The organism is Streptomyces sp. NPDC099050 (genome assembly GCF_044759865.1).
Lineage (GTDB): Bacteria > Actinomycetota > Actinomycetes > Streptomycetales > Streptomycetaceae > Streptomyces.
The window spans coordinates 15,948-37,151 of sequence record NZ_JBIWAE010000027.1 but is presented as its reverse complement, the minus strand read 5'-3'; the positions used below and the strand labels follow the sequence as shown (position 1 = coordinate 37,151).

At 72.5% G+C, this 21,204-nt stretch carries 14 protein-coding genes; 12 read left to right on the top strand and 2 right to left on the bottom strand.

The window, feature by feature from the left end:
• The first annotated feature begins 7 nt into the window (after positions 1-7).
• The 10 genes from hypF (at position 8) to ACIQV3_RS33615 (ending at position 13,729) form a co-directional block, all read left to right on the top strand.
• Entirely contained in the window at positions 8-2,416 is a 2,409-nt protein-coding gene (gene hypF / locus ACIQV3_RS33660; protein WP_403719134.1) for a carbamoyltransferase HypF, read from the top strand.
• 14 nt (positions 2,417-2,430) lie between these two features.
• Positions 2,431-3,765: a diaminobutyrate--2-oxoglutarate transaminase family protein gene (locus ACIQV3_RS33655; protein WP_403719129.1), complete on the top strand. Its 1,335-nt coding sequence runs from the start codon at positions 2,431-2,433 to the stop codon at positions 3,763-3,765.
• A gap of 80 nt (positions 3,766-3,845) precedes the next feature.
• Positions 3,846-4,634, top strand: coding sequence for a hypothetical protein (locus tag ACIQV3_RS33650; protein ID WP_403719125.1), 789 nt, complete (start codon positions 3,846-3,848; stop codon positions 4,632-4,634).
• The gene (locus ACIQV3_RS33645; RefSeq protein WP_403719121.1) at positions 4,621-5,442 is read left to right on the top strand and encodes a hypothetical protein; all 822 of its coding nucleotides are present in this window, start codon (positions 4,621-4,623) and stop codon (positions 5,440-5,442) included. The genes ACIQV3_RS33650 and ACIQV3_RS33645 overlap by 14 nt, the downstream gene beginning before the upstream one ends.
• A 10-nt stretch (positions 5,443-5,452) precedes the next feature.
• Positions 5,453-6,748: an amidohydrolase gene (locus ACIQV3_RS33640; RefSeq protein WP_403719118.1), complete on the top strand. Its 1,296-nt coding sequence runs from the start codon at positions 5,453-5,455 to the stop codon at positions 6,746-6,748.
• Positions 6,745-8,019, top strand: coding sequence for an acetyl-CoA carboxylase biotin carboxylase subunit family protein (locus ACIQV3_RS33635; protein ID WP_403719116.1), 1,275 nt, complete (start codon positions 6,745-6,747; stop codon positions 8,017-8,019). The genes ACIQV3_RS33640 and ACIQV3_RS33635 overlap by 4 nt, the downstream gene beginning before the upstream one ends.
• A gap of 86 nt (positions 8,020-8,105) precedes the next feature.
• The gene (locus ACIQV3_RS33630) at positions 8,106-10,718 is read left to right on the top strand and encodes an acetyl-CoA carboxylase biotin carboxylase subunit family protein (RefSeq protein ID WP_403719113.1); all 2,613 of its coding nucleotides are present in this window, start codon (positions 8,106-8,108) and stop codon (positions 10,716-10,718) included.
• Positions 10,715-12,055, top strand: a complete 1,341-nt coding sequence (locus ACIQV3_RS33625; RefSeq protein WP_403719111.1) for an MFS transporter — start codon at positions 10,715-10,717, stop codon at positions 12,053-12,055. Before ACIQV3_RS33630 ends, ACIQV3_RS33625 begins: the two co-directional genes overlap by 4 nt.
• The gene (locus ACIQV3_RS33620) at positions 12,052-13,287 is read left to right on the top strand and encodes a PLP-dependent aminotransferase family protein (protein WP_403719108.1); all 1,236 of its coding nucleotides are present in this window, start codon (positions 12,052-12,054) and stop codon (positions 13,285-13,287) included. Before ACIQV3_RS33625 ends, ACIQV3_RS33620 begins: the two co-directional genes overlap by 4 nt.
• A 67-nt stretch (positions 13,288-13,354) precedes the next feature.
• Complete coding sequence (locus tag ACIQV3_RS33615; RefSeq protein WP_403719106.1) at positions 13,355-13,729, top strand: nuclear transport factor 2 family protein; 375 nt, start codon at positions 13,355-13,357, stop codon at positions 13,727-13,729.
• A 165-nt stretch (positions 13,730-13,894) separates the two neighbouring features.
• Here ACIQV3_RS33615 and ACIQV3_RS33610 read toward each other — a convergent pair whose 3' ends face one another.
• A complete protein-coding gene (locus tag ACIQV3_RS33610; protein WP_403719102.1) occupies positions 13,895-14,509 on the bottom strand; it encodes a DUF937 domain-containing protein in 615 nt (204 codons plus the stop codon).
• Between the two features lie 300 nt (positions 14,510-14,809).
• On the opposite strand from ACIQV3_RS33610, the gene ACIQV3_RS33605 reads away from it, so the two are divergent.
• Positions 14,810-17,056: an ATP-dependent RecD-like DNA helicase gene (locus ACIQV3_RS33605; RefSeq protein ID WP_403719100.1), complete on the top strand. Its 2,247-nt coding sequence runs from the start codon at positions 14,810-14,812 to the stop codon at positions 17,054-17,056.
• A 183-nt stretch (positions 17,057-17,239) separates the two neighbouring features.
• Complete coding sequence (locus tag ACIQV3_RS33600) at positions 17,240-18,529, top strand: citrate synthase (protein WP_243335006.1); 1,290 nt, start codon at positions 17,240-17,242, stop codon at positions 18,527-18,529.
• A gap of 293 nt (positions 18,530-18,822) precedes the next feature.
• Here the strand turns inward: ACIQV3_RS33600 and ACIQV3_RS33595 are convergent, their stop codons facing one another.
• Positions 18,823-21,144, bottom strand: coding sequence for a heavy metal translocating P-type ATPase (locus ACIQV3_RS33595; RefSeq protein WP_403719098.1), 2,322 nt, complete (start codon positions 21,142-21,144; stop codon positions 18,823-18,825).
• Positions 21,145-21,204: the final 60 nt, after the last annotated feature.

Here is a 21,204-nt window from a genome sequence, read left to right as displayed (position 1 = left end):
AACCGCCATGAGCAGCACCGAGCAGCAGACCGTCACCGAGCGGCCCGAGGCGATCACGGGCGCCGACACCGCCGACAGCGCCGCTGAGGAATGGCGCATCCGCGTCACCGGCGTGGTCCAGGGCGTCGGCTACCGGCCGTTCGTCTACAAGCTGGCCCGTGAACTCGGCCTCTCCGGCTGGGTTCGCAACGACCCCGAAGGCGTGCTGGTGGAGGCGTCCGGACCGGTCGCCGCCCTGGAGGAGTTCGCGGCGGGCCTCAGCGGCCGCGCCCCCGAGCTCGCCCGGGTGGACGGGGTCCGGCCGACCCGGGGGCTGGCCGCGGGCACCGTGCCCGCGGGTCCGTTCACCATCGTGCACAGCGAGCACACCGGAGCCCGGTCCGCGCTGCTCCCGGCGGACACCCACGTATGCGGCGACTGCCAGGCGGAGCTTCGCGATCCGAGGGACCGCCGGCACCGCTACCCCTTCATCAACTGCACCAACTGCGGGCCCCGGTACTCCATCATCCAGGACCTGCCGTACGACCGTCCGATGACCACCATGGCCACCTTCACCATGTGCCCGGACTGCAAGGCCGAGTACGAGGACCCGATGGACCGGCGCTACCACGCGCAGCCCAACGCGTGCCCGGACTGCGGCCCCCGGCTGCTGCTCCGGGACCGGGAGGGGGGCACGGCCGAAGGGGACGAGGCCCTCCTGCGGGCCGCCCGGGTGCTGGCCGACGGCGGGATCGCGGCCATGAAGAGCGTCGGCGGCTTCCACCTCGTGGTGGACGCGACGAACGCGGAGGCCGTGGCCCTGCTGCGCGGCCGCAAGCGCCGCGACTCCAAGCCGTTCGCGGTGATGGTCCGCGATCTCACCACGGCGCAGGCCCTGGTGGACCTCTCCGAGGCGGAGATCGACGTCCTGCGCTCGCCGGCCCGGCCCATCCTGCTGGCCCGCAAGCGCGCGGGCTCCCTCCCGGAATCCGTGGCCCCGCGCAATCCCAACCTGGGGATCATGCTGCCCTCGGCGCCCCACCACCACCTGCTGCTGGACGAGCCCGGCCTCGAAGCGCTCGTCGCCACCAGCGGCAACATCTCCGGCTACCCCATCGCCTACCGCAACGAAGAGGCCCTGGAGCAGCTCTTCGAGATCGCGGACGTGATCCTCTACCACGACCGCGACATCGAGATCCGCGTCGACGACTCGGTCGTCCGCCTCTCCGACCACCCCGAACTCGACGAGCCGCTGCTCCAGTTCATCCGCCGGGCCCGCGGCTACGCCCCCTACCCCGTGGACGTCGGCCGCGAGGTGGCCCCCGTGGTCGCCCTCGGCGCCGAACTGAAGACGACCGTCGCCCTCACCAACGGCTCCCAGGTCTTCCTCAGCCAGCACATCGGCGACCTCAAGAACGACGAGACCTTCGCCGCGCACCACCGCACCGCCCGGCACCTGGCGCAGCTCTACGCGCTCAAGCCGGAGGTCACCGCGCACGACATGCACCCGCAGTTCCGCTCCACCCGGGCCGCCTTGGACGACGACGGCACGGGCCCGGCGCTGCCCACCGTGGAAGTCCAGCACCACCACGCCCACATGGCCTCCTGCATGGCGGAGAACCACGTGAGCGGCACCACGCTCGGCGTGATCTTCGACGGCTTCGGCTACGGCGAGGACGGCACGGTGTGGGGCGGGGAGTTCCTCCTCGGGGACTACGCCGCCTTCCGCCGGGTCGGCCGGATGCGCGGCCTGCCGCTGATCGGCGGGGATCAGGCGGTGCGCGAACCCATCCGCACCGGGTACGCACTCGCTCTGGACGCCTTCGACGGGGACGCGGACCGGGCCCTGGCGGGCTTCCCCGCCCTCGCCGCCCTCGACGCGCAGCGCCGCCAGGTCTTCGCGACGATGGCGGCCCGCGGGATCAACTCCCCGCCCACCTCCAGCATGGGCCGGCTCTTCGACGGGGCCGCCGCCCTCGCCGGGGTCTGCGCCAGGGCCGAGTACGAGGCCCAGGGCCCGATCGAGCTGGAGGGGCTGCTCGACCGCGACGCCACCCGCGAGCCGCAGGCCTCGTACCGCTTCGGGGCCTACGCGGCGGACGGACTGACCGAGGTGGACCCCCGGCCCGTGATCCGGGCCATGGCCGCCGACATCGCCGCCGGACTGCCCGTGGAGCGGATCAGCCGCCGGTTCCACACGGCCGTCGTCGACATGGTGCGCGAGCGCTGCACGGCCCTGCGGGAGGAGACCGGGGTCAACCAGGTCGCCCTCTCCGGAGGCGTGTTCCTCAACGAGTTCCTGCTGCTCAACTGTCTGACCGGGCTGACCGCCGACGGTTTCGACACCTTTGTCCACCGGCTCGTTCCGACCAATGACGGAGGCATCGCCCTCGGTCAGGTCATGGTCGCCGACGCCCGCTCACACCTGAGGAAATGAAGAGGAGTGACGACGTGACCACCCTCACGCCGGACGAGATGTACACCTTCGTCGAGGCGCGCGAATCGGGCGCCCGGACCTACGCCAACGCCTTCGGCAAGCTCCTCGCCGAAGGGCACGGGGCACGTGTCCGCGACGGGCACGGCCGGGAGTACCTGGACTGCCTCGCCGCGGCGGGCACCCTCGCCCTGGGGCACAACCACCCGGACGTCCTGGCCGCGGTGGGGGAGTACCTCGCCTCCGGTCAGGTCCAGCAGGCACTGGACCTGACCACCCCGGCCAAGTACGAGTACCTCCGGGCGCTGTACGCACGGCTGCCGGGCACCATGGCGGACACCTTCAAGACCCAGTTCTGCGGACCGGCGGGCACCGACGCCACCGAAGCCGCCATCAAGCTCTTCAAGATCGCCACCGGCCGCCGGACGGTGATCTCCTTCCACGGGGCGTACCACGGGATGACGGCGGGCGCCCTCGCCCTCACCGGCAACCTGGGCGCCAAGGAGTCCGTGCCCTCCCTGATGCCGGACGTCCACCACCTCCCCTATCCCTACGACTACCGCTGCCCCTTCGGCATCGGCGGCGAGGCGGGCATCCGGGCCGGCCTGACCTACATCGAGCGGCTGCTCACCGACCCGGAGAGCGGCATCACCACACCGGCCGCGGTCTTCGTCGAAGCGGTCCAGGGCGAGGGCGGGGTGATCCCGGCGCCGGCCGCCTGGCTGCGCGGGCTGCGGGAGATCACCGCCCGGCTGGACATCCCGCTGGTCCTGGACGAGATCCAGGCCGGCTTCGGACGCACCGGCACCATGTGGGCCTTCGAGGAGTCCGGGATCGAGCCGGACGCCGTCCTCGTGTCCAAGGCGGCCGGCGGCGGCTTCCCGCTGTCGCTGCTGCTCTACCACGGCAAGTACGACGCCTGGACGCCCGGAGCCCACGCGGGCACCTTCCGCGGCAACCAGATCGCCCTGGTCGCGGGACTCGCCGCCATGCGGGTCACCGAGTCCGAGCGGCTGATCGAAAAAGCCGCGGCCAAGGGCGAGTTGATCGGCTCCCTGCTCGGCCGGCTGGCCGCCGGTCACCCCGAGATCGGCCAGGTCCGCGGCCGGGGCCTGATGTGGGGCATCGAGATCGTGGACCCCGCCGGCCGGGCCGACGCCCTCGGGTCGCTGCCCGCGGACGGGGCCCGGGCCAAGCGCGTCAAGCGCGCCTGCCTGGACCATGGGCTGCTGCTGGAGAGCGGCGGGCGGCACGGCGCCGTGCTCCGGCTGCTCCCGCCACTGGTGATCACCGACGAGGAGATCCACGAGATGGCGGCGGCACTGGAGAAAGCTCTGATCGACTGCGCCTGAGCCGGTCGACCGCGCCCGGGCCGGAGCAGCCGGCCCGGGCGCGGCAGAGCACGGATCCACGAAGAGTAGGGACAGCGAGCATGGCAATGGCCACGGGAACGAACAACAGCGTCGAGCACGGCGACGAGCACGGCGGCGAGTACGGCGGCGAGTGGCGGGTCGACTTCGACGCGGAGGTCGTCTTCAGCAACGGAGGCGCCCTGCAGATGCAGGGGTTCCGCCTGGACATCCCCGGTGACGACATCACCGACGGGGACCTGGGCGAACTGATCGTCCGCCACCTCGGACTGCTGATGGTGGGCAGTACGAAGATCACCCGCCGGGAGCTGCTCCAGGAGCCCCACAAGGGCTCCCGCAACACCGGCTCCCGCAACCCCGACTCCCGGAACCCCGGCTCCGCCGGCTCGGGCCGCACCACGACGGACGTGACCGGCCCCGCCACCCGGGCCGCCTGGCCGACGGGCCCGGGCGGCGCCGCCCCGGGCCTCGCCGGCCTGGTGGACCTTCCCGTGGTCCTGGTCCGGCTCCTCGGAGCCGGAGCGCCGGTCGCCGACCGGCTCGCGCTCGCGCCCTTCGACCTCGCGGGCCGCGCCGTCGTCGTGCAGACCGGCCGCGCGGCCGGCCCGTACCTCACCGAGGACGCGGTGGACCTGCTCGCCGGGCAGGGCGCGCTCCTCGTGGCGACCGACAGCCGTGAGAGCAACGGGCCGGTGGCCGCGGCGCTCGCCGCGGCCAACCTGCCCGCGGTCACGGGCCTGACCGGCCTCGACGCCCTCCCGGCCACCGGGGTCCGGCTGCACGCCGTGCCCTTCCCCGGGCAGGACACCTCATTGATCAGGGTCTACGGAGTAACAGATGACCAGCATTGACCAAGCCGGCCTCCCGGCGGCCGGTGTGGCGGCGGCGGCCACCGCCGCCGCACCGGCGCCGGTCCGGCGCCCCCGCAGGGAACTGGCCGCCGCCACCGTCGGATCGGTCGTCGAGGCCTACGACTGGAAGGCTGCTCCGGCGGTGAAGGCTGGTCCGGTGGTCAAGGCTGCTCCGGGAGTGAAGGCGCCGAGTCCCTGGCCGGTGCTGCGGGCCCATCTCGGGCGGCTCGCCGTGGTGTTCGCCGTCACCTCCGGGGCCACCACCACCTTCTACTTCGTCACCGTCGACTTCCCCTCGTACGCCGAGAACGCCGGGGCCGCCGGCAAGGAGGAGACCTCCGCCGCGCTCCTCCTCGGCATGGTGGCGCTCCTCGCGGCCATGCTCGGCGGCGGCAGGGCCGCCGACCGGTTCGGGGCACTGCCCGTCCTGCGCCTCGGCTTCGCCGGGCTCGCGCTGGGCACCGTACCGCTGCTGCCGGCCATGAACTCCGGCCGGGTTTCCGTCCAACTGGTCACCGTGGTGCTGCTCTTCCTGCTGGGCCTCCCGCTCGCGGTGAGCAACGTCTTCGCCGGGCAGCTGTTCCCGCCGGCGGTGCGCGCCGTCGCCGTGGGCCTTCCCACCGCGGCCGCGATCAGCCTCTTCGGCGGCACGTTCCCGATGCTCGCGGAGCTCCTGAGGTCGGCCGGCCTGGGCGCCTGGCTGCCGTGGTGGCCCGCACTGACCGCCGCGGTGGCGCTGGCCGCCTCATGGGCCGTACCCGAACACCCCGGTCGCGAACACCCCGTGTCCGTAACCCCTCATGCCTGAGAAGGACGTCATGACTGCACTGCTCGAAGGACTCGACTCGCTACTGCCGGCCCTCGAAGCCGACTACCGCGACTTGCACACCCACCCGGAACTGGCCTTCCAGGAGAAGCGGACGGCGGCCCTCGTCGCCGAGCGCCTCGCCGCCCAGGGCGGCTGGGAGATCACGACCGGCGTCGGCCGCACCGGCGTGGTCGCGGTCCTGGGCAACGGCGACGGACCGGTGGTCATGCTGCGCGCCGACATGGACGCGCTGCCCGTCAAGGAGGCCACCGGGCTGCCGTACGCGAGCACCGGGACCGCCACCGACGAATCGGGCACCGAGGTCCCGGTGATGCACGCCTGCGGCCACGACCTGCACGTGGCCGCGCTGATCGGGTCCTGCGCCCTGTTCGCCCGTAACCGCGGGGCCTGGAGCGGCACCGTCGTCGCCGTCTTCCAGCCGGGGGAGGAGAGCGGCTACGGAGCCCGCGAGATGGTCGAGGACGGGCTCTTCGAGCGCTTCCCGCGCCCCGACGTGATCCTCGGCTCGCACGTGGGTCCCGGCCCCGTCGGGCTCGTCGCGACCCTGCCCGGCGTGGTCATGGGCGCCACCGACTCGATCACCGTCAAGCTCTTCGGGCGCGGCGGCCACGGCTCGAAGCCCGAGGCCGCGGTCGACCCCGTGGTGATGGCGGCCTCGCTCGTGCTGCGGCTCCAGACGATCGTCTCCCGCGAAACGTCCGCCCAGGAACCGGTGGTGGTCACCGTCGGCAAACTGCACGCCGGAACCACCGCCGCGGTCATACCCGACACCGCCGAGCTCGGCATCAACGTGCGCACCAGCTCCGCGCCGGTCCGCGAGAAGGTCCTCGCGGCCGTCGAGCGCCTCGCCCGCGCCGAATCGGCGGCGGCGGGCGCGACCGCCGACCCGGAGATCACCTCCGTCTACCACCTGCCCATGACCGTCAACGACACCGCTGCCGCCGAGCGGGTGGCCGACGCCCACCGCGAGCACTTCGGGGCCGGCGCCGTCATGACGATGGGCCCGACCACCGCCAGCGAGGACTTCGGGCTGCTCGCCACCGCCGCCCAGGTCCCCTCGGTGTACTGGTTCTACGGCGGTCTCGACCCGCAGGCCTTCGGCGAGGCCTTCGCGGCCGGCAAGCTGGAGGAGCTCCCGCAGAACCACTCCTCCACCTTCGCGCCCGTCGCCGGACCCGCGCTGTCCGTCGGCGTCCGCACGATGGCCACGGCGGCCCTGCCCTGGCTCGCCGCGACCGCCGCCGGCGCCGCCACCGACGCGGGTGAGGGGAGCGGGACGGCATGAGCACCGACCGGCCGCACATCATCGTCCTGCACCGCTGGCGGGACACCCACGCGCACTACGCCGACTACATCGACCACGGCGCCGCCCACGTCACCTACGTCAGCACCGGGCTCGGCCGCGCCTCGTTACCCGAGGCCGCCGCCGCGGTCGCCACCGTCGCCCTGACCGACGACCTGCCCGCCGTCCGCGCGGCCGTCACCGATCTCGTGGCCCGCTTCGGCGCCCCGGCGCGGCTGATCGCCCTCAACGAGGGGGACCTGGACACGGCCGCGCTGATCCGCGAGGAGTTCGCGATCCCCGGCCAGCACACCGCCGAACTGGCCGTGTTCCGCGACAAGCTGACCATGTGCCGCACGGCCGAGGCCGCCGGGCTGCCGGTGCCCGCCTTCGCCCCCGCGCCGGACCCGGCCGCCGTGCTCGCCTTCGGCGAAGCCCACGGCTGGCCGCTGGTCGTCAAACCGCACCGCGGCACCGCCAGCCGGGGCGTGGTCCAGATCGGCTCCGCCGCCGAACTGGCGGAGCTCGGCGCCCTGGCCGCCGCCCTGGCCGCCGAACCGCACCTCGTCCAGAGCTACGTGGACGGCCCGATCCTGCACATCGACGGCCTGTGGGAGGGCGATTCGCTCGGCAGCTGGACCGTCTCGCGCTACGTGGGCGGCACCTGCGCCGACTTCACCCAGGGCACCTGGCTCGGCTCCGTGGAGGAGGACGACCCCGAGCTGCTGGAGGCGGCCCTGGCCTTCGCCGCCGCGGTCGGCCCCGCCCTCGGCGGCCCCCGGCCCTGGGTGTTCCACCTGGAGGCCTTCGTCACCCCGGCACCCGGCGGCGGACCCGCGCTGGTCTTCCTGGAGTGCGGGGCCCGGGTGGGCGGCGGGGAGATCCCCTTCACCTGGCGCGACGTCCACGAAATCGACCTGATGGCCGCCGCCGTGGACATCCAGCTCGGCCTGACCCCGGTCCTGCCGCCGCTCAAGACCGGCGAGGTCGGCGGCTACCTGCTGCTCCCGCTCCCCGTGCCCGCCCCCTGCCGCGTCGAAGCGGCCGGCTGGGTACGGGAACCCGCGCCGGGCCGCCGCCCGTACGCCGTCAAGCACACCCCGGTCGGCTCCACGGCCCCGGCGATCAGCGGCTACGAGCACGTCGGCACCCGCTTCCGATTCCGCGGCGCCACCACCCGCGAGGTCGAGGCCGCCATCACCGAGTCCGCGAACTCCTTCCGGCTGACCTGCGTACCGGTCGGCGCCCCGCCCGCCGACGGCCCGACGGGCTGACCCCCCCCACCCCACGTCTCGCACCCCGCTCTCCGGGGCGAACCAGCTCCACGCCCCGTACCGGAAAGGAACCCACCGTGGTCCTCATGACCCCCGAACGCCGGCGCGTCATCCTCGTAGGCAGCCGCATACAGCAGTACCGGGAATACGCCCTGGCCTCCCTCGCCCGGCACTACGAGGTGACCCTCGTCGCGCCGGAGGCCCCCACCTGGCAGGCCCGCTACGTGGAGACCCACCGGATCGCCGACACCACGGACGCCGCCAAGCTGTACGCCCCGGTCGCCGACCTGCGCGGGGAGGTCGCCGACGCCGCGGTCGTCACCTGGGACGAGTGGTCGCTGGTCGCCGTCTCCTCGGTCGCCAAGAAGCTCGGCATGCGGGCCATGGACCCGGCGGCCGCCAAGATCTGCCGCGACAAGTACGCCACCCGCCAGGCCCTGGAAGCCGCCGGGATGGCCGCCGTCCGCCACGTCCCGGCCACCACCGAGGACGAGGCCGTCGCCGCCGCCGAGTCCATCGGCTTCCCCGTCGTCGTCAAGCCCCGCACCCTCGGCGGCAGCTTCGGCGTGATGATGGCCCGCGACGTGGACGGCCTGCGCCGGGCCTTCCGGCTCGCCTCCACCAGCCGGCTGCGCGGCGCCGGCACCACCGCCTCGGTCCTGATCGAGGAGTTCATCGAGGGCCCCGAACTGAGCGTGGACAGCGTCGTCGTGGACGGCCTGGCCACCCCGGTGTGCGTGGCCCGCAAGCGCCTCGGCGCCCACCCGTACTTCGAAGAGGTCGGCCACCTGGTCACCGACTGGCGCCACGAGCCCTGGGCCGACGCCGTCACCCGGCTCGTCCAGGACGCGCACCGCGCGGCCGGAGTCGACTACGGAGTCACCCACACCGAACTGCGCGTCGCCGCGGACGGCCCCCGCCTGATCGAGCTCAACGGCCGCCTCGGCGGCGACCTCATCCCGCACCTCAACCAGCTCGCCACCGGAGTGGACCTGCCGCTGGCCGCCGCCCGGATCGCCTTCGAGGAGACCCCGGACGTCACCCCGACCCGCGCCCTCAGCGCCGAGGTCCGCTTCCTCTACCCGGCCTACGACGGCGCCGTCGACCGCGTCGTCCTGCCCGCCCCCGAGGACGTGGAGGACTTGGCCGAGGCCGTCGCCCTGGTCGAGCCCGGCGACGAACTGCTGCTCCCGCCCCGCGGCCTGACCCCCCGCTCCGCCGCGCTCATCGCGGTCAGTGAAACCCCGGCCGGCACCCGCCGCGCCCTGGACCGCGCCGAGGCGCTCTCCCGTACGGAGGTCTCCGGAGTCGCCGCGCACCGGCTCGGCGCCCGCGTCGAGAACGCCGTGACCCGCCGCTTCTTCGACCACGAGCGCACCGCCGCCCGCCAGACCGTCTCCGGCGTCCGGGGCGTGGAGTGGTTCCGCTACGGAGCCGGCGGCGGCGAGGGGCTCAACCGCCCCGTCTTCCTCAGCGAGGCCGACGTCACGGGCCTGGAGAACGACCTGAACGGGCTCTTCGAACTGCTCAAGGCGGTGCCCGCCCGGCTCTACGGCGGCGACCTGCGCGCCTTCGCCACCGCCGTCGGGATGTCGCCCACCCAGGCCGACCTGGTCCTGCGCGGCTCCGTGGACGAGCTCGCCCCGCTCTCCCGCGCCGACCTGTACCGCGAGACCGGCGGCTTCCGCGTCATGGAGCTCAACACCGGCTCCTCGCTGGGCGGCTGGCAGATGGGCGAGTTCGCCCGCGCCCTGATCCAGGACGCAGACTTCGCCGAGTTCGCGGCCGCCGAGGGACTGGTCTATCCCGACCCGCTCGCCCGCATCACCGAGGTGCTGCGCCGCCAGGCGCCCTCCCTCGAGGGCATCGAGCGGCCGCTGCTGGCGATCACCGACTGGCCCGAGGGCTTCGAGAAGTCCAAGTGCTGGATGGAGTTCGTCGTCCCGGCCTTCGAGCGGCTCGGCTTCGAGACCGTCGTCTGCCACCTCGGCGACTTCGCCTACGAGGGCGGCAAGGTCCTGCACGCCGGCCGCGAGGTCGACGTGGTCTACCGGATGTTCCTGCCCGGCGAAATGCCCGACGAGCCCCGCACCTACGACCTCGTCAACCCGCTCCTCGACGCCGTCGAGGCGGGCACGGTCGAACTGTTCGCCCCGCTCGACTGCGAGCTGTACGGCAACAAGGGCAGCCTCGCGATGCTCAGCGACGAGCGCAACCGCGCCGTCTTCACCGAGGCCGAACGCGAGCTGATCGACCGGATCCTGCCCTGGACCCGCTTCGTCCGCGACGAGAAGGTCACCTTCGGCGGCGAGAAGATCGACCTGCTGCCCTACGCCATCGCCAACAAGGACCACCTGGTCCTCAAGCCCACCCTGCTCTACGGCGGCGTCGGCGTCACCCCCGGCTGGACCACCGACCAGAAGGAATGGGTCGCGAGGCTCCGCCAGGCCGTCGACGGCCCGTACGTCCTCCAGCACCGCCTGCTGCCGACCACCGAGCGCTTCCTCTCCGAGGACGGCGAGACCTGCGAGGACATGGCCGTCGCCTACGGAACGCTGATGGTCGACGGACGCTACGCCGGCACCCTGGCCCGCGGCGTCACCGACCCGGCCGTGGGCATCGTGAGCATGCTCCGCGGCGCCCAGATCGGCTGCGCGTTCCACGTGGACCCGGCCGCCGAGGGAGTGGAAGCGAAGTGACCGACATCGGGAAGGGGGCCGCCGAGCCGGTGGAGCAGACGGCGGCCGCAGCACCGGCCGCCGCCGCGCCCGCCACGCTCTGGCGGGACCCGGAGTTCCTCAAGTTCTGGTCCGGGGAGGCGATCTCACAGGTCGGGGCCCAGGTCACGACCCTGGCGCTGCCGCTCACCGCGGTGCTCACGCTCGACGCCAGCTCCTCCCAGGTGGGCTTCGTCAACGCGGCCTCCTACGCCCCGTTCCTGCTGGTCACCCTCCTGGTCGGCGTCTGGGTCGACCGGGTGCGGCGCAGGCCCCTGATGATCATGGCCAACGTGGGGCGGGCGCTGCTGGTCAGCGCGGTGCCGCTGCTGGCCGTGCTCGACCTGCTCCGCATCGAGCACGTGTACGTCGCCGCGCTGCTCGTGGGCACCCTCACGGTGGTCTTCGACGTCTCCTACCAGTCGTACCTGCCGACCCTGGTCGGCAAGCAGCACCTGGTGGAGGGCAACAGCAAGCTCCAGGGCACCAGTTCGCTGGCCCAGATCGGCGGGCCCGGCCTGGCCGGTCTGCTCATCGGCTGGGTCACCGCCCCCTACGCGCTGCTGATCAACGGGATCTCGTACCTCGTCTCCGTGCTCACGCTGCTGGTGGTACGGCGCGTGGAGCCGGAGCCGGTGCCCCAGCAGGAGCGGACCGGGATCCGGACCAGCATCGCCGAGGGCATCCGGATCATCTGGGACAGCGCCCACCTGCGGGCCTGTGCCCTCCAGTCCGGGCTGTACAACCTGTGCTGGATGTCGCTCCAGACGGTGTTCGTGCTCTACGCGGCCCGCACGCTCGGCATCTCGCCCGGCGGCATCGGGCTGCTGCTGGGCACGGGTGCGGTGGGCTCCCTGGCCGGCTCGATGCTCGCCCAGTGGCTCAAGCGCAAGACCGGACTCGGTCCGGCCATCCTGACGGCCCTGCTGCTGTGCTGCCTGGCCCCGGTGGCCATCCCGGCCGCCCCGGCGAACGGCGGGGCGCTCTCGCTGGTCCTGTTCGTCGCCGCGTTCGCCCTGATCGGCGCGGGCGGCACCATCGCCAACATCCACATCATCAGCCTGCGCCAGTCCATGACCCCGGATCACCTGCTGGGCCGGATGAACGCCGGCTACCGCTTCGTCTCCTGGGGGACGCTCCCGCTCGGCGCCCTGCTGGGCGGCTGGCTCGGCGACCTCATCGGGCTGCGCGAGACGCTCTTCGTCACCGCCGCGCTCTTCCTGACCGCGGTTCTGGTCGTCCTGAAATCGCCGGTGTGGCGCCTGAAGGAGTTCCCGCCCCAGATCGCCCGGGAGCCCCGGAAGGCGGACGCGAGGTGAGCCCCGTACCTCGGGCCGCCGCGCCCGGCGCCATCGGAAGCCTGCTCGCCCGCCGCACCGGCTGGGGCCGCTCCGACGCGGTGAGCCGGATCCTGGCGGCCGCCACCGCCCCCGGGGTGCTCTCGATGGCCGGCGGGATCCCGGCCCCCGACAGCTTCCCCGTGGCCCGGCTCGCCGAGGCCACCGACCGGCTGTTCGCCGGGCCGGCCGGGTCGGCGGTACGGGCGCTCCAGTACGCCCCCACGGACGGCATCGCGCCGATGCGCGAGGTGATCGCGGCCCGGGCGAGCGCGACCGGGGCCCCCGTCGGCCCCGACCGGGTGATGGTCACCGCGGGCAGCCAGCAGGGCCTGGACCTCGTCGCCCGGACCCTCGTGGACGAGGGCGACGAGGTGGCCCTGGACGACCCGAGCTACCTGGGCGCCGTACAGGTCTTCCGGCGGGCCGGCGCCCGGCTGCTGCCGGTGCCCGGCGACGCGCAGGGGATGCGCACCGACGTACTGGAGCAGCGCCTCCTCGCCGGGGCCCGGCCCAAGCTGGTCTACGTCGTCCCGCACTTCCACAACCCCACCGGAGCCGTGCTCTCCGAGGAGCGGCGCCGCCACCTGGCCGCGCTGGCCGAGCGGTTCGGCTTCCTCGTCGTCGAGGACGACCCGTACGGTGACCTGGCCTTCGAGGGGGGCAGGCTGCCGTCCACCGACGTCCACAGCGGACGCGTGGTCCGGCTGATGAGCCTCTCCAAGACGGTCTGCCCGGGACTGCGGGTGGCCGGTCTGGTCGCCCCGGCCGAGCTGATCGGGGAGCTGGTCGCCGCCAAGCAGTGCGGGGACCTGCAGACCAACACCTTCGGCCAGTACCTCCTCGCCGATCTGCTCGGAGACCCGGAGTTCCTGCCGGCCCATCTGGCGGGCCTGCGCACGCTGTACGGCGGCCGGGCCCGCGCCATGGAGACGCTGCTGCGCGAGGGACTGCCCTGGCTGGACTTCGAACGGCCGCGCGGCGGCCTCTTCTTCTGGTGCCGGCTGACCGACCCCCGGGTCGGCTCGGACGCGCTGTACGCGCACGCGCTGGCTCAAGGCGTCGCCATCGTGCCCGGCACGCCCTTCTGCATCGAGGAGGACGGCTCGCGGGTCCTGCGGCTGTCCTTCGCCTCCCTGGACGGCGCGCAGCGCCGGGAAGGCGTCTCCCGTCTGGCCACGGCCTGGGAGAAGGCCCTGGCCGACGGGGTGTGATCCACCCCGTCGGGCGGGCCGCGCACGCGCACCGGCTTTTTCCTCCACACCCCCAAGGAGCAAGACCGTGACAACGACTTCGCACGCACCGGTGACCGCCGAATCCCTGGTGGCCCGGCTGTTCCAGGTGATCGACACCCGCTCGTGGGACCGGCTCGGGGAGGTCTTCACGCCGGACGCCGTGTACGAACGGCCGGGCTACCCGGCGCTGGAGGGCCTCGACCGGATCCGCCGGTTCTACGAGCACGAACGGATCATCACCTCGGGCGCACACGAGGTGAGCCAGGTGACCGGCGGCCTGGCCGCGGCCGCCTGCTGGGGGCGGTTCCGGGGTGCCGACAGGGACGGCACGACCCTGGACGAGGCCTTCGCCGACACCTACCTCGTCCGCGACGGCAGGATCGAGCGGCGCAAGACCTTCTTCTACCGTCCGGCGATCTGACCTCCCCGGCCGCGTCCCCGGCCTCGTTCCGGCCCGTGTCCCGGCCCGCGTCCCGGCCCGCGTCCCCGTCCCCGTCCGCCGATCAGAGCCCGGGCCGGGTCCGGACCGCCGGGGGGGCGGCCCGGACCCGGCCCGGGGCCGTTTCGTCCGAACGGGTGAATCCGCCTACTTCTTGCCGCCGCCGAGGATCTGGCCGAGCAGGTCGCCGAGGCTGCCGCCGCCCGCCGGAGCAGCGCCGGCCGGACCCGCGGGGGCGGCGCCCGCCGCGCCCGGTACCGCTCCCGGCGACGGGATGGGGGACTCGCCGCCGGCTGCGGTCGGGGCCCCCGCGCCCGCGCCCGCACCCGCGCCTCCGGCCTTTCCGGCCGCGCGCTTGGCGAAGACCGCCAGCAGGACCGGGATCAGCAGCTCGATGACCCGGGCCACGGTGGGTGCGGGGATGCCGGTCTTCTTCGAGACGGCATTGGCCACGGGCTTGCTCACCTTGGCGAGCACCCCGGCCATCATCCCGCCGCTGAGCATGCCGCCCAGGCCGCCGCCGAGGGTGGCCACGCCTTCCAGCGGGGCCTGGGTGACCTCGGCAAAGGCCTGGCGGACCTCGTTGCCGTCGTCGTCATCGGCGTCGGCCTTCTGCTGGAGGTCGCCGGTCATCGCCCCGACCGTGGTCGCGACGGTGTCACGGGCGCCGTTGGTGTCGGTGCCGAGGAGACCGGCGATCTCGGTCAGCCGGTCGTCGCCGAGTTCGTTCAGCACGTCGTCCTGGAAGGAAGGTTCGCTCATGTCTGAAACGCTACTTCTGTGGCGATTCGGCGGCACCTCGGATGGCCTCCGGAACCCTCCAAGGTCACGGAAAGGCAAAGTTCCGGATCCGCGTGCAACCGCGGGCGGGGGTCGCGGGTCGTATGGTGCGTCGGGACTTCCGGGGGGATCCGGGGGGATCGGGAAGTCCGACGAGGGAGGGGTAACCGTGAGGGGGTCCGGCCGGAAGGCGGGACCCCCTTCTGGTGGGCCGTCCCCGGCCGGCCGCCGAGTTCTCCACAGGCCCGCCGGACCGTCACACCCGGGCTGTAGTTTCGGGCCATGACGACGAACGCGGCCGTGGCGCCGGCGGTGGTCGAGGGTGTGCTGGAGCGCATCACCTACGCCAACGAGGAGAGCGGGTACACGGTCGCCCGGGTGGACACCGGCCGTGGCGCCGGCGACCTGCTCACGGTCGTGGGATCCCTCCTCGGGGCGCAGCCGGGTGAATCGCTGCGCATGGAGGGCCGCTGGGGCTCGCACGCCCAGTACGGCAGGCAGTTCACCGTGGAGAACTACACGACGCTGCTCCCCGCGACCATCCAGGGCATCCGGCGCTATCTCGGCTCCGGCCTGATCAAGGGCATCGGACCGAAGATCGCGGACCGGATCGTCGAGCACTTCGGGCTCGACACCCTCGACGTCATCGAGGAGCAGCCGAAGCGGCTGATCGAAGTCCCCGGCCTCGGCCCCAAGCGGACCAAGCTGATCGGCGCCGCCTGGGAGGAACAGAAGGCCATCAAGGAGGTCATGGTCTTCCTCCAAGGGGTCGGCGTCTCCACCTCCATCGCCGTGCGCATCTACAAGAAGTACGCCGACGCCTCCATCTCCGTGGTGAAGAACCAGCCGTACCGGCTCGCCGCCGACGTCTGGGGCATCGGCTTCCTCACCGCCGACCGCATCGCGCAGGCCGTCGGGATCCCGCACGACAGCCCGGAGCGGGTCAAGGCCGGGCTCCAGTACGCCCTGTCCCAGTCCGCCGACCAGGGGCACTGCTTCCTGCCCGAGGACCGGCTCATCGCCGACGGGGTCAAGCTGCTCCAGGTGGACACCGGGCTGGTCATCGACTGCCTGGCCGAGCTCGCCGCCGATCCGGAAGGGGTCGTACGGGAATCCGTGCCCGACCCGCAGGGCGGGCCGGACCCCCTCACCGCCGTGTACCTCGTGCCGTTCCACCGTGCCGAGCTGTCCCTGGCCGGTCAGGTGCGCCGCCTCCTGAACGCGAAGGAGGACCGGCTGCCCGCCTTCCGGGACGTGGACTGGGACAAGGCCCTGGGCTGGCTCGCCGGCCGGACCGGAGCCACGCTGGCCCCCGCGCAGCGGGACGCGGTCCGCCTCGCGCTCACCCGCCGGGTCGCGGTGCTCACCGGCGGGCCGGGCTGCGGGAAGTCCTTCACCGTCCGCTCGATCGTCGAGCTGGCCCGGGCCAAGAAGGCCAAGGTGGTCCTCGCCGCCCCCACGGGCCGGGCCGCGAAGAGGCTGGCCGAGCTCACCGGGGCCGAGGCCTCCACCGTGCACCGGCTCCTGGAGCTGAAGCCGGGCGGGGACGCGGCGTACGACCGGGAGCGGCCGCTCGACGCGGACCTGGTCGTCGTGGACGAGGCCTCGATGCTCGACCTGCTGCTGGCGAACAAGCTGGTCAAGGCCGTGGCACCCGGTGCCCACCTGCTGCTGGTCGGGGACGTGGACCAGCTGCCCTCGGTCGGGGCGGGCGAGGTGCTGCGCGATCTGCTCGCCGAGGGCGGACCGGTCCCGGCCGTCCGGCTGACGACCATCTTCCGGCAGGCCCAGCAGTCCGGGGTGGTCACCAACGCCCACCGGATCAACACCGGCCTGCCGCCGATCACCGACGGGCTCCCCGACTTCTTCCTCTTCCCCGAGGAGGACACCGAGGAGGCCGGAAAGCTCGCCGTGGACGTCGCCGCCCGTCGTGTTCCGGCCAGATTCGGCCTTGACCCGAGGCGGGACATCCAGGTCCTCGCCCCCATGCACCGCGGCCCGGCCGGCGCCGGAAGCCTCAACGCGCTGCTCCAGCAGGCCATCACCCCGGCCCGGCCGGGCCTGCCCGAGAAGCGGTTCGGCGGCCGGGTCTTCCGGGTCGGGGACAAGGTCACGCAGATCCGCAACAACTACGACAAGGGCGCCAACGGGGTCTTCAACGGCACGGTCGGCGTGGTCACCGGCCTTGACCTGGAGGAACAGCGGCTGACCGTGCGCACGGACGAAGACGAGGAAGTGGCCTACGAGTTCGCGGAGCTCGACGAGCTGGCCCACGCCTACGCCGTCACCATCCACCGCTCCCAAGGGAGTGAATATCCGGCGGTGGTGATCCCGGTCACGACCGGCGCTTGGATGATGCTCCAGCGGAACCTGCTGTATACGGCCGTCACCCGGGCGAAGAAACTGGTCGTCCTGGTCGGGTCACGCAAGGCCCTCGCTCAGGCGGTGCGTACCGTTTCCGCAGGCAGGAGGTACACGGCCGTCGCAGCCAGGCTCTCCGGCCGGATACCGGTGGGAAACATCACCTAGATGATCGATCATTTGGGGTTCCTACAAGGTGGCGGAGGGGGCAGGATGTGCAGGCTGGGCGGCACTGAGTGCCGTCAAAAACACCAAAGCTCGACCCCGAGTGCACTCACCTGCGCCAAATGGGGGAAGGTGGAGGCAGTCAGGGCACCTCGAAGAAGAGGCACTACGTCGGTGAGGGATGACGTGAGCGACAACTCTGTAGTACTGCGGTACGCGGACGGTGAATACACCTACCCGGTGGTCGAGAGCACCGTCGGTGACCAGGGCTTCGACATCTCGAAGCTCAGGGCTCAGACCGGGCTGGTCACCCTGGACAGCGGCTACGGAAACACCGCCGCCTATAAGTCCGCCATTACCTACCTCGACGGTGAGCAGGGCATCCTGCGCTACCGCGGTTACCCGATCGAGCAGCTGGCGGAGCGCTCGACCTTCATCGAGGTCGCCTACCTGCTGATCAACGGGGAGCTGCCGACCGTCGACCAGCTCGCGTCGTTCCGCAACGAGATCACCCAGCACACGCTGCTGCACGAGGACGTCAAGCGCTTCTACGACGGCTTCCCGCGCGACGCGCACCCGATGGCGATGCTGTCCTCCGTGGTCAGCGCGCTGTCGACGTTCTACCAGGACAGCCACAACCCGTTCGACGAGAAGCAGCGCAACCTCTCGACGATCCGGCTGCTGGCCAAGCTCCCGACGATCGCGGCGTACGCGTACAAGAAGTCGGTCGGCCACCCGGTGGTCTACCCGCGCAACGACCTCGGCTACGTCGAGAACTTCCTGCGCATGACCTTCTCCGTGCCGGCCCAGGAGTACGACCTGGACCCGGTCGTGGTCGCCGCGCTCGACAAGCTGCTGATCCTGCACGCGGACCACGAGCAGAACTGCTCGACCTCCACCGTGCGTCTGGTCGGTTCCTCGCAGGCGAACATGTTCGCCTCGATCTCCGCCGGCATCTCGGCCCTGTGGGGCCCGCTGCACGGTGGCGCCAACCAGTCCGTTCTGGAGATGCTCGAAGGCATCAAGAACGACGGCGGCGACGTCGACGCCTTCATCCGCAAGGTGAAGAACAAGGAAGACGGCGTCCGCCTGATGGGCTTCGGGCACCGCGTCTACAAGAGCTTCGACCCCCGGGCGAAGATCATCAAGGCGGCGGCGCACGATGTCCTCTCGGCGCTCGGCAAGGACGACGAGCTCCTCGACATCGCCCTGAAGCTGGAAGAGCACGCGCTGGCCGACGAGTACTTCGTCGAGCGCAACCTCTACCCGAACGTCGACTTCTACACCGGTCTGATCTACCGGGCCATGGGCTTCCCGACCGAGATGTTCACCGTGCTCTTCGCGATCGGCCGGCTGCCCGGCTGGATCGCCCAGTGGCACGAGATGATCAAGGAGCCCGGCTCCCGCATCGGCCGCCCGCGCCAGATCTACACCGGCGAGGTCCTGCGCGACTTCGTCCCGGTCGAGTCCCGCTGACCCGAGGGCCGAGCCGCAGTACCCGCAGTACTCGTAGTACCCGCAGTACAGGAAAAGCGCCCCGCCATCGATCCCCCCACGGGTCGAAGGTCGGGGCGCTTTCCTTACCCCGGAACGGATTCCCCCCACGGGACCCGGACCGGGTGTCAGCGTGCCGGCGAAACGTGTAGTCGTCCCAACACGTTTTCGGCATCGCCCCATTAGACCCATGGCCCTGCCCGATGGTTACGCCGGGGTCGCTGTGATCTGCGTCTCGTGTGAAGAGAGTGTGCTCGAGACGTGAAGGGTGATCACTAGCGGAAGGAGCGCAGCCGGAGGCTGTTGGTGACCACGAAGACCGAGGAGAAGGCCATCGCGGCCCCCGCGATCATCGGGTTGAGCAGTCCGGCCGCTGCCAGCGGAAGCGCCGCGACGTTGTAGCCGAAGGCCCAGAAGAGGTTGCCCTTGATGGTGGCCAGGGTCCGGCGCGAGAGCCGGATCGCGTCCGCCGCGACCCGCAAGTCGCCCCGTACGAGGGTCAGATCGCTCGCCTCGATCGCCGCGTCGGTGCCGGTTCCCATGGCCAGGCCCAGGTCGGCCTGGGCCAGCGCGGCCGCGTCGTTGACCCCGTCGCCGACCATGGCGACCGTACGGCCCTGCGCCTGCAGTCGGCGTACGACGTCCACCTTGTCCTGCGGGAGGACCTCGGCGATGACCTCCTCGATGCCCACCGCCCGGGCCACGCTCCGCGCCACGGCCTCGTTGTCGCCGGTCAGCAGGATCGGAGTCAGTCCCAGGGCCCGCAGCCGGGACACGGCCTCGGCGCTGGTCTCCTTGACCGCGTCGGCCACGGTCAGCACCCCGCGGGCCTCCCCGTCCCAGGCGACCAGGACGGCGGTGGAACCCTCGGCTTCGGCGGCGGCCTTGACCTCGGCGAGGGCGGCGGGCAGCGCGATCGACCAGTCGGCGAGCAGCTTCTCGCGGCCCACCAGGACGGCGTGCCCGTCGACCACTCCCTGGACGCCGAGCCCACCGTGGTTCTCGAAGCCCTCGGGGACCGACAGGCCGCCGGGGAGCTCCGTGGCGCCCGTCGCGACGGCCCGGGCGATCGGGTGCTCGGAGGCGTGCTCCAGCGACCCGGCCAGGCGCAGCAGTTCGTCCGCGTCCACCCCCTCGGCGGGGTGGACGGCGGTCAGGGTCATCCGGCCGGTGGTCACGGTGCCGGTCTTGTCCAGGACGACGGTGTCCACGCGGCGGGTGGACTCCAGCACCTCGGGGCCCTTGATCAGGATGCCGAGCTGCGCGCCCCGGCCGGTGCCGACCATCAGCGCGGTCGGGGTGGCCAGGCCCAGGGCGCACGGGCAGGCGATGATCAGGACGGCCACGGCGGCGGTGAAGGCGGCCGTCGGGTTGTCAGTGATCAGCAGCCAGGTGACCCAGGTGCCGAGGGCCAGGACGAGCACGATCGGGACGAAGATCCCGGAGATCCGGTCGGCGAGGCGCTGCACCTCGGCCTTGCCGTTCTGCGCGTCCTCGACCAGCCTGGCCATCCGGGCGAGCTGGGTGTCCGAGCCGACGCGGGTGGCCTCGACGACGAGGCGGCCGGAGGTGTTGACGGTGGCTCCGGTGACGCCGTCGCCCACGGTGACCTCGACCGGGACCGATTCACCGGTCAGCATGGCGGCGTCCACGGCGGAGCTGCCCTCGACGACCGTGCCGTCGGTGGCGATCTTCTCGCCGGGCCGGACCAGGAACCGGTCGCCCACCGCGAGCGCGCTGACGGGGATGCGCACCTCGGCGCCGCCGCGCAGGACCGCCACGTCCTTGGCGCCGAGCCGCATCAGGGCCTTGAGGGCCGCGCCGGCCTTCCGCTTCGAGCGGGCCTCCAGGTACCGGCCGAGCAGGATGAAGCTGACGACTCCGGCCGCCACCTCCAGGTAGATCGCCGAGGAGCCGTCGGTGCGGGAGACGGAGAAGTCGAAGCCGTGGCGCATGCCGGGCATGCCTGCGTGGCCGAAGAACAGGGCCCACAGCGACCAGGCGAAGGCGGCTCCGGTGCCCACCGAGACCAGGGTGTCCATGGTGGCGGCGCCGTGCCGGGCGTTGGTCCACGCGGCCTTGTGGAAGGGGAGGGCGCCCCAGACGACGACGGGGGCGGCGAGGGTCAGCGAGAGCCACTGCCAGTTGTCGAACTGGAGGGCCGGGACCATCGCGAGCACGACGACGGGCAGCGAGAGGAGCACGGAGACCAGGAGGCGCTGGCGCAGGGCGGCCAGCTCGGGGTCGCGGGCTTCCCGCGCCTCGGCGGCCCGTGCCTCCGCGGACCGCGGCTCCGGTTCGGGCTCCGGCGGCGGGGGCTCCTGTGCGGTGTAGCCCGTCTTGACCACCGTGGCGATGAGGTCGGCGACCGCCACGCCTTCGCCGTACGAGACCTTGGCCTTCTCGGTGGCGTAGTTCACCGAGGCGGTGACCCCGTCCATCCGGTTCAGCTTCTTCTCGATGCGGGCCGCGCAGGAGGCGCAGGTCATTCCGCCGATGGTCAGCTCGACCTCGGCGGTGCCGGCGGCTGCTGCCGCTGCCGCTGCCGCTGCTCGAGCCACCGCTATGGGTCCGTCCTGCACTGTGCTGCTGCTCATGTTCCGGCTCCAGGGGGAGGGCCGGGCCGTACGGAACCAGTATGAGCTGGCCGGTACGGC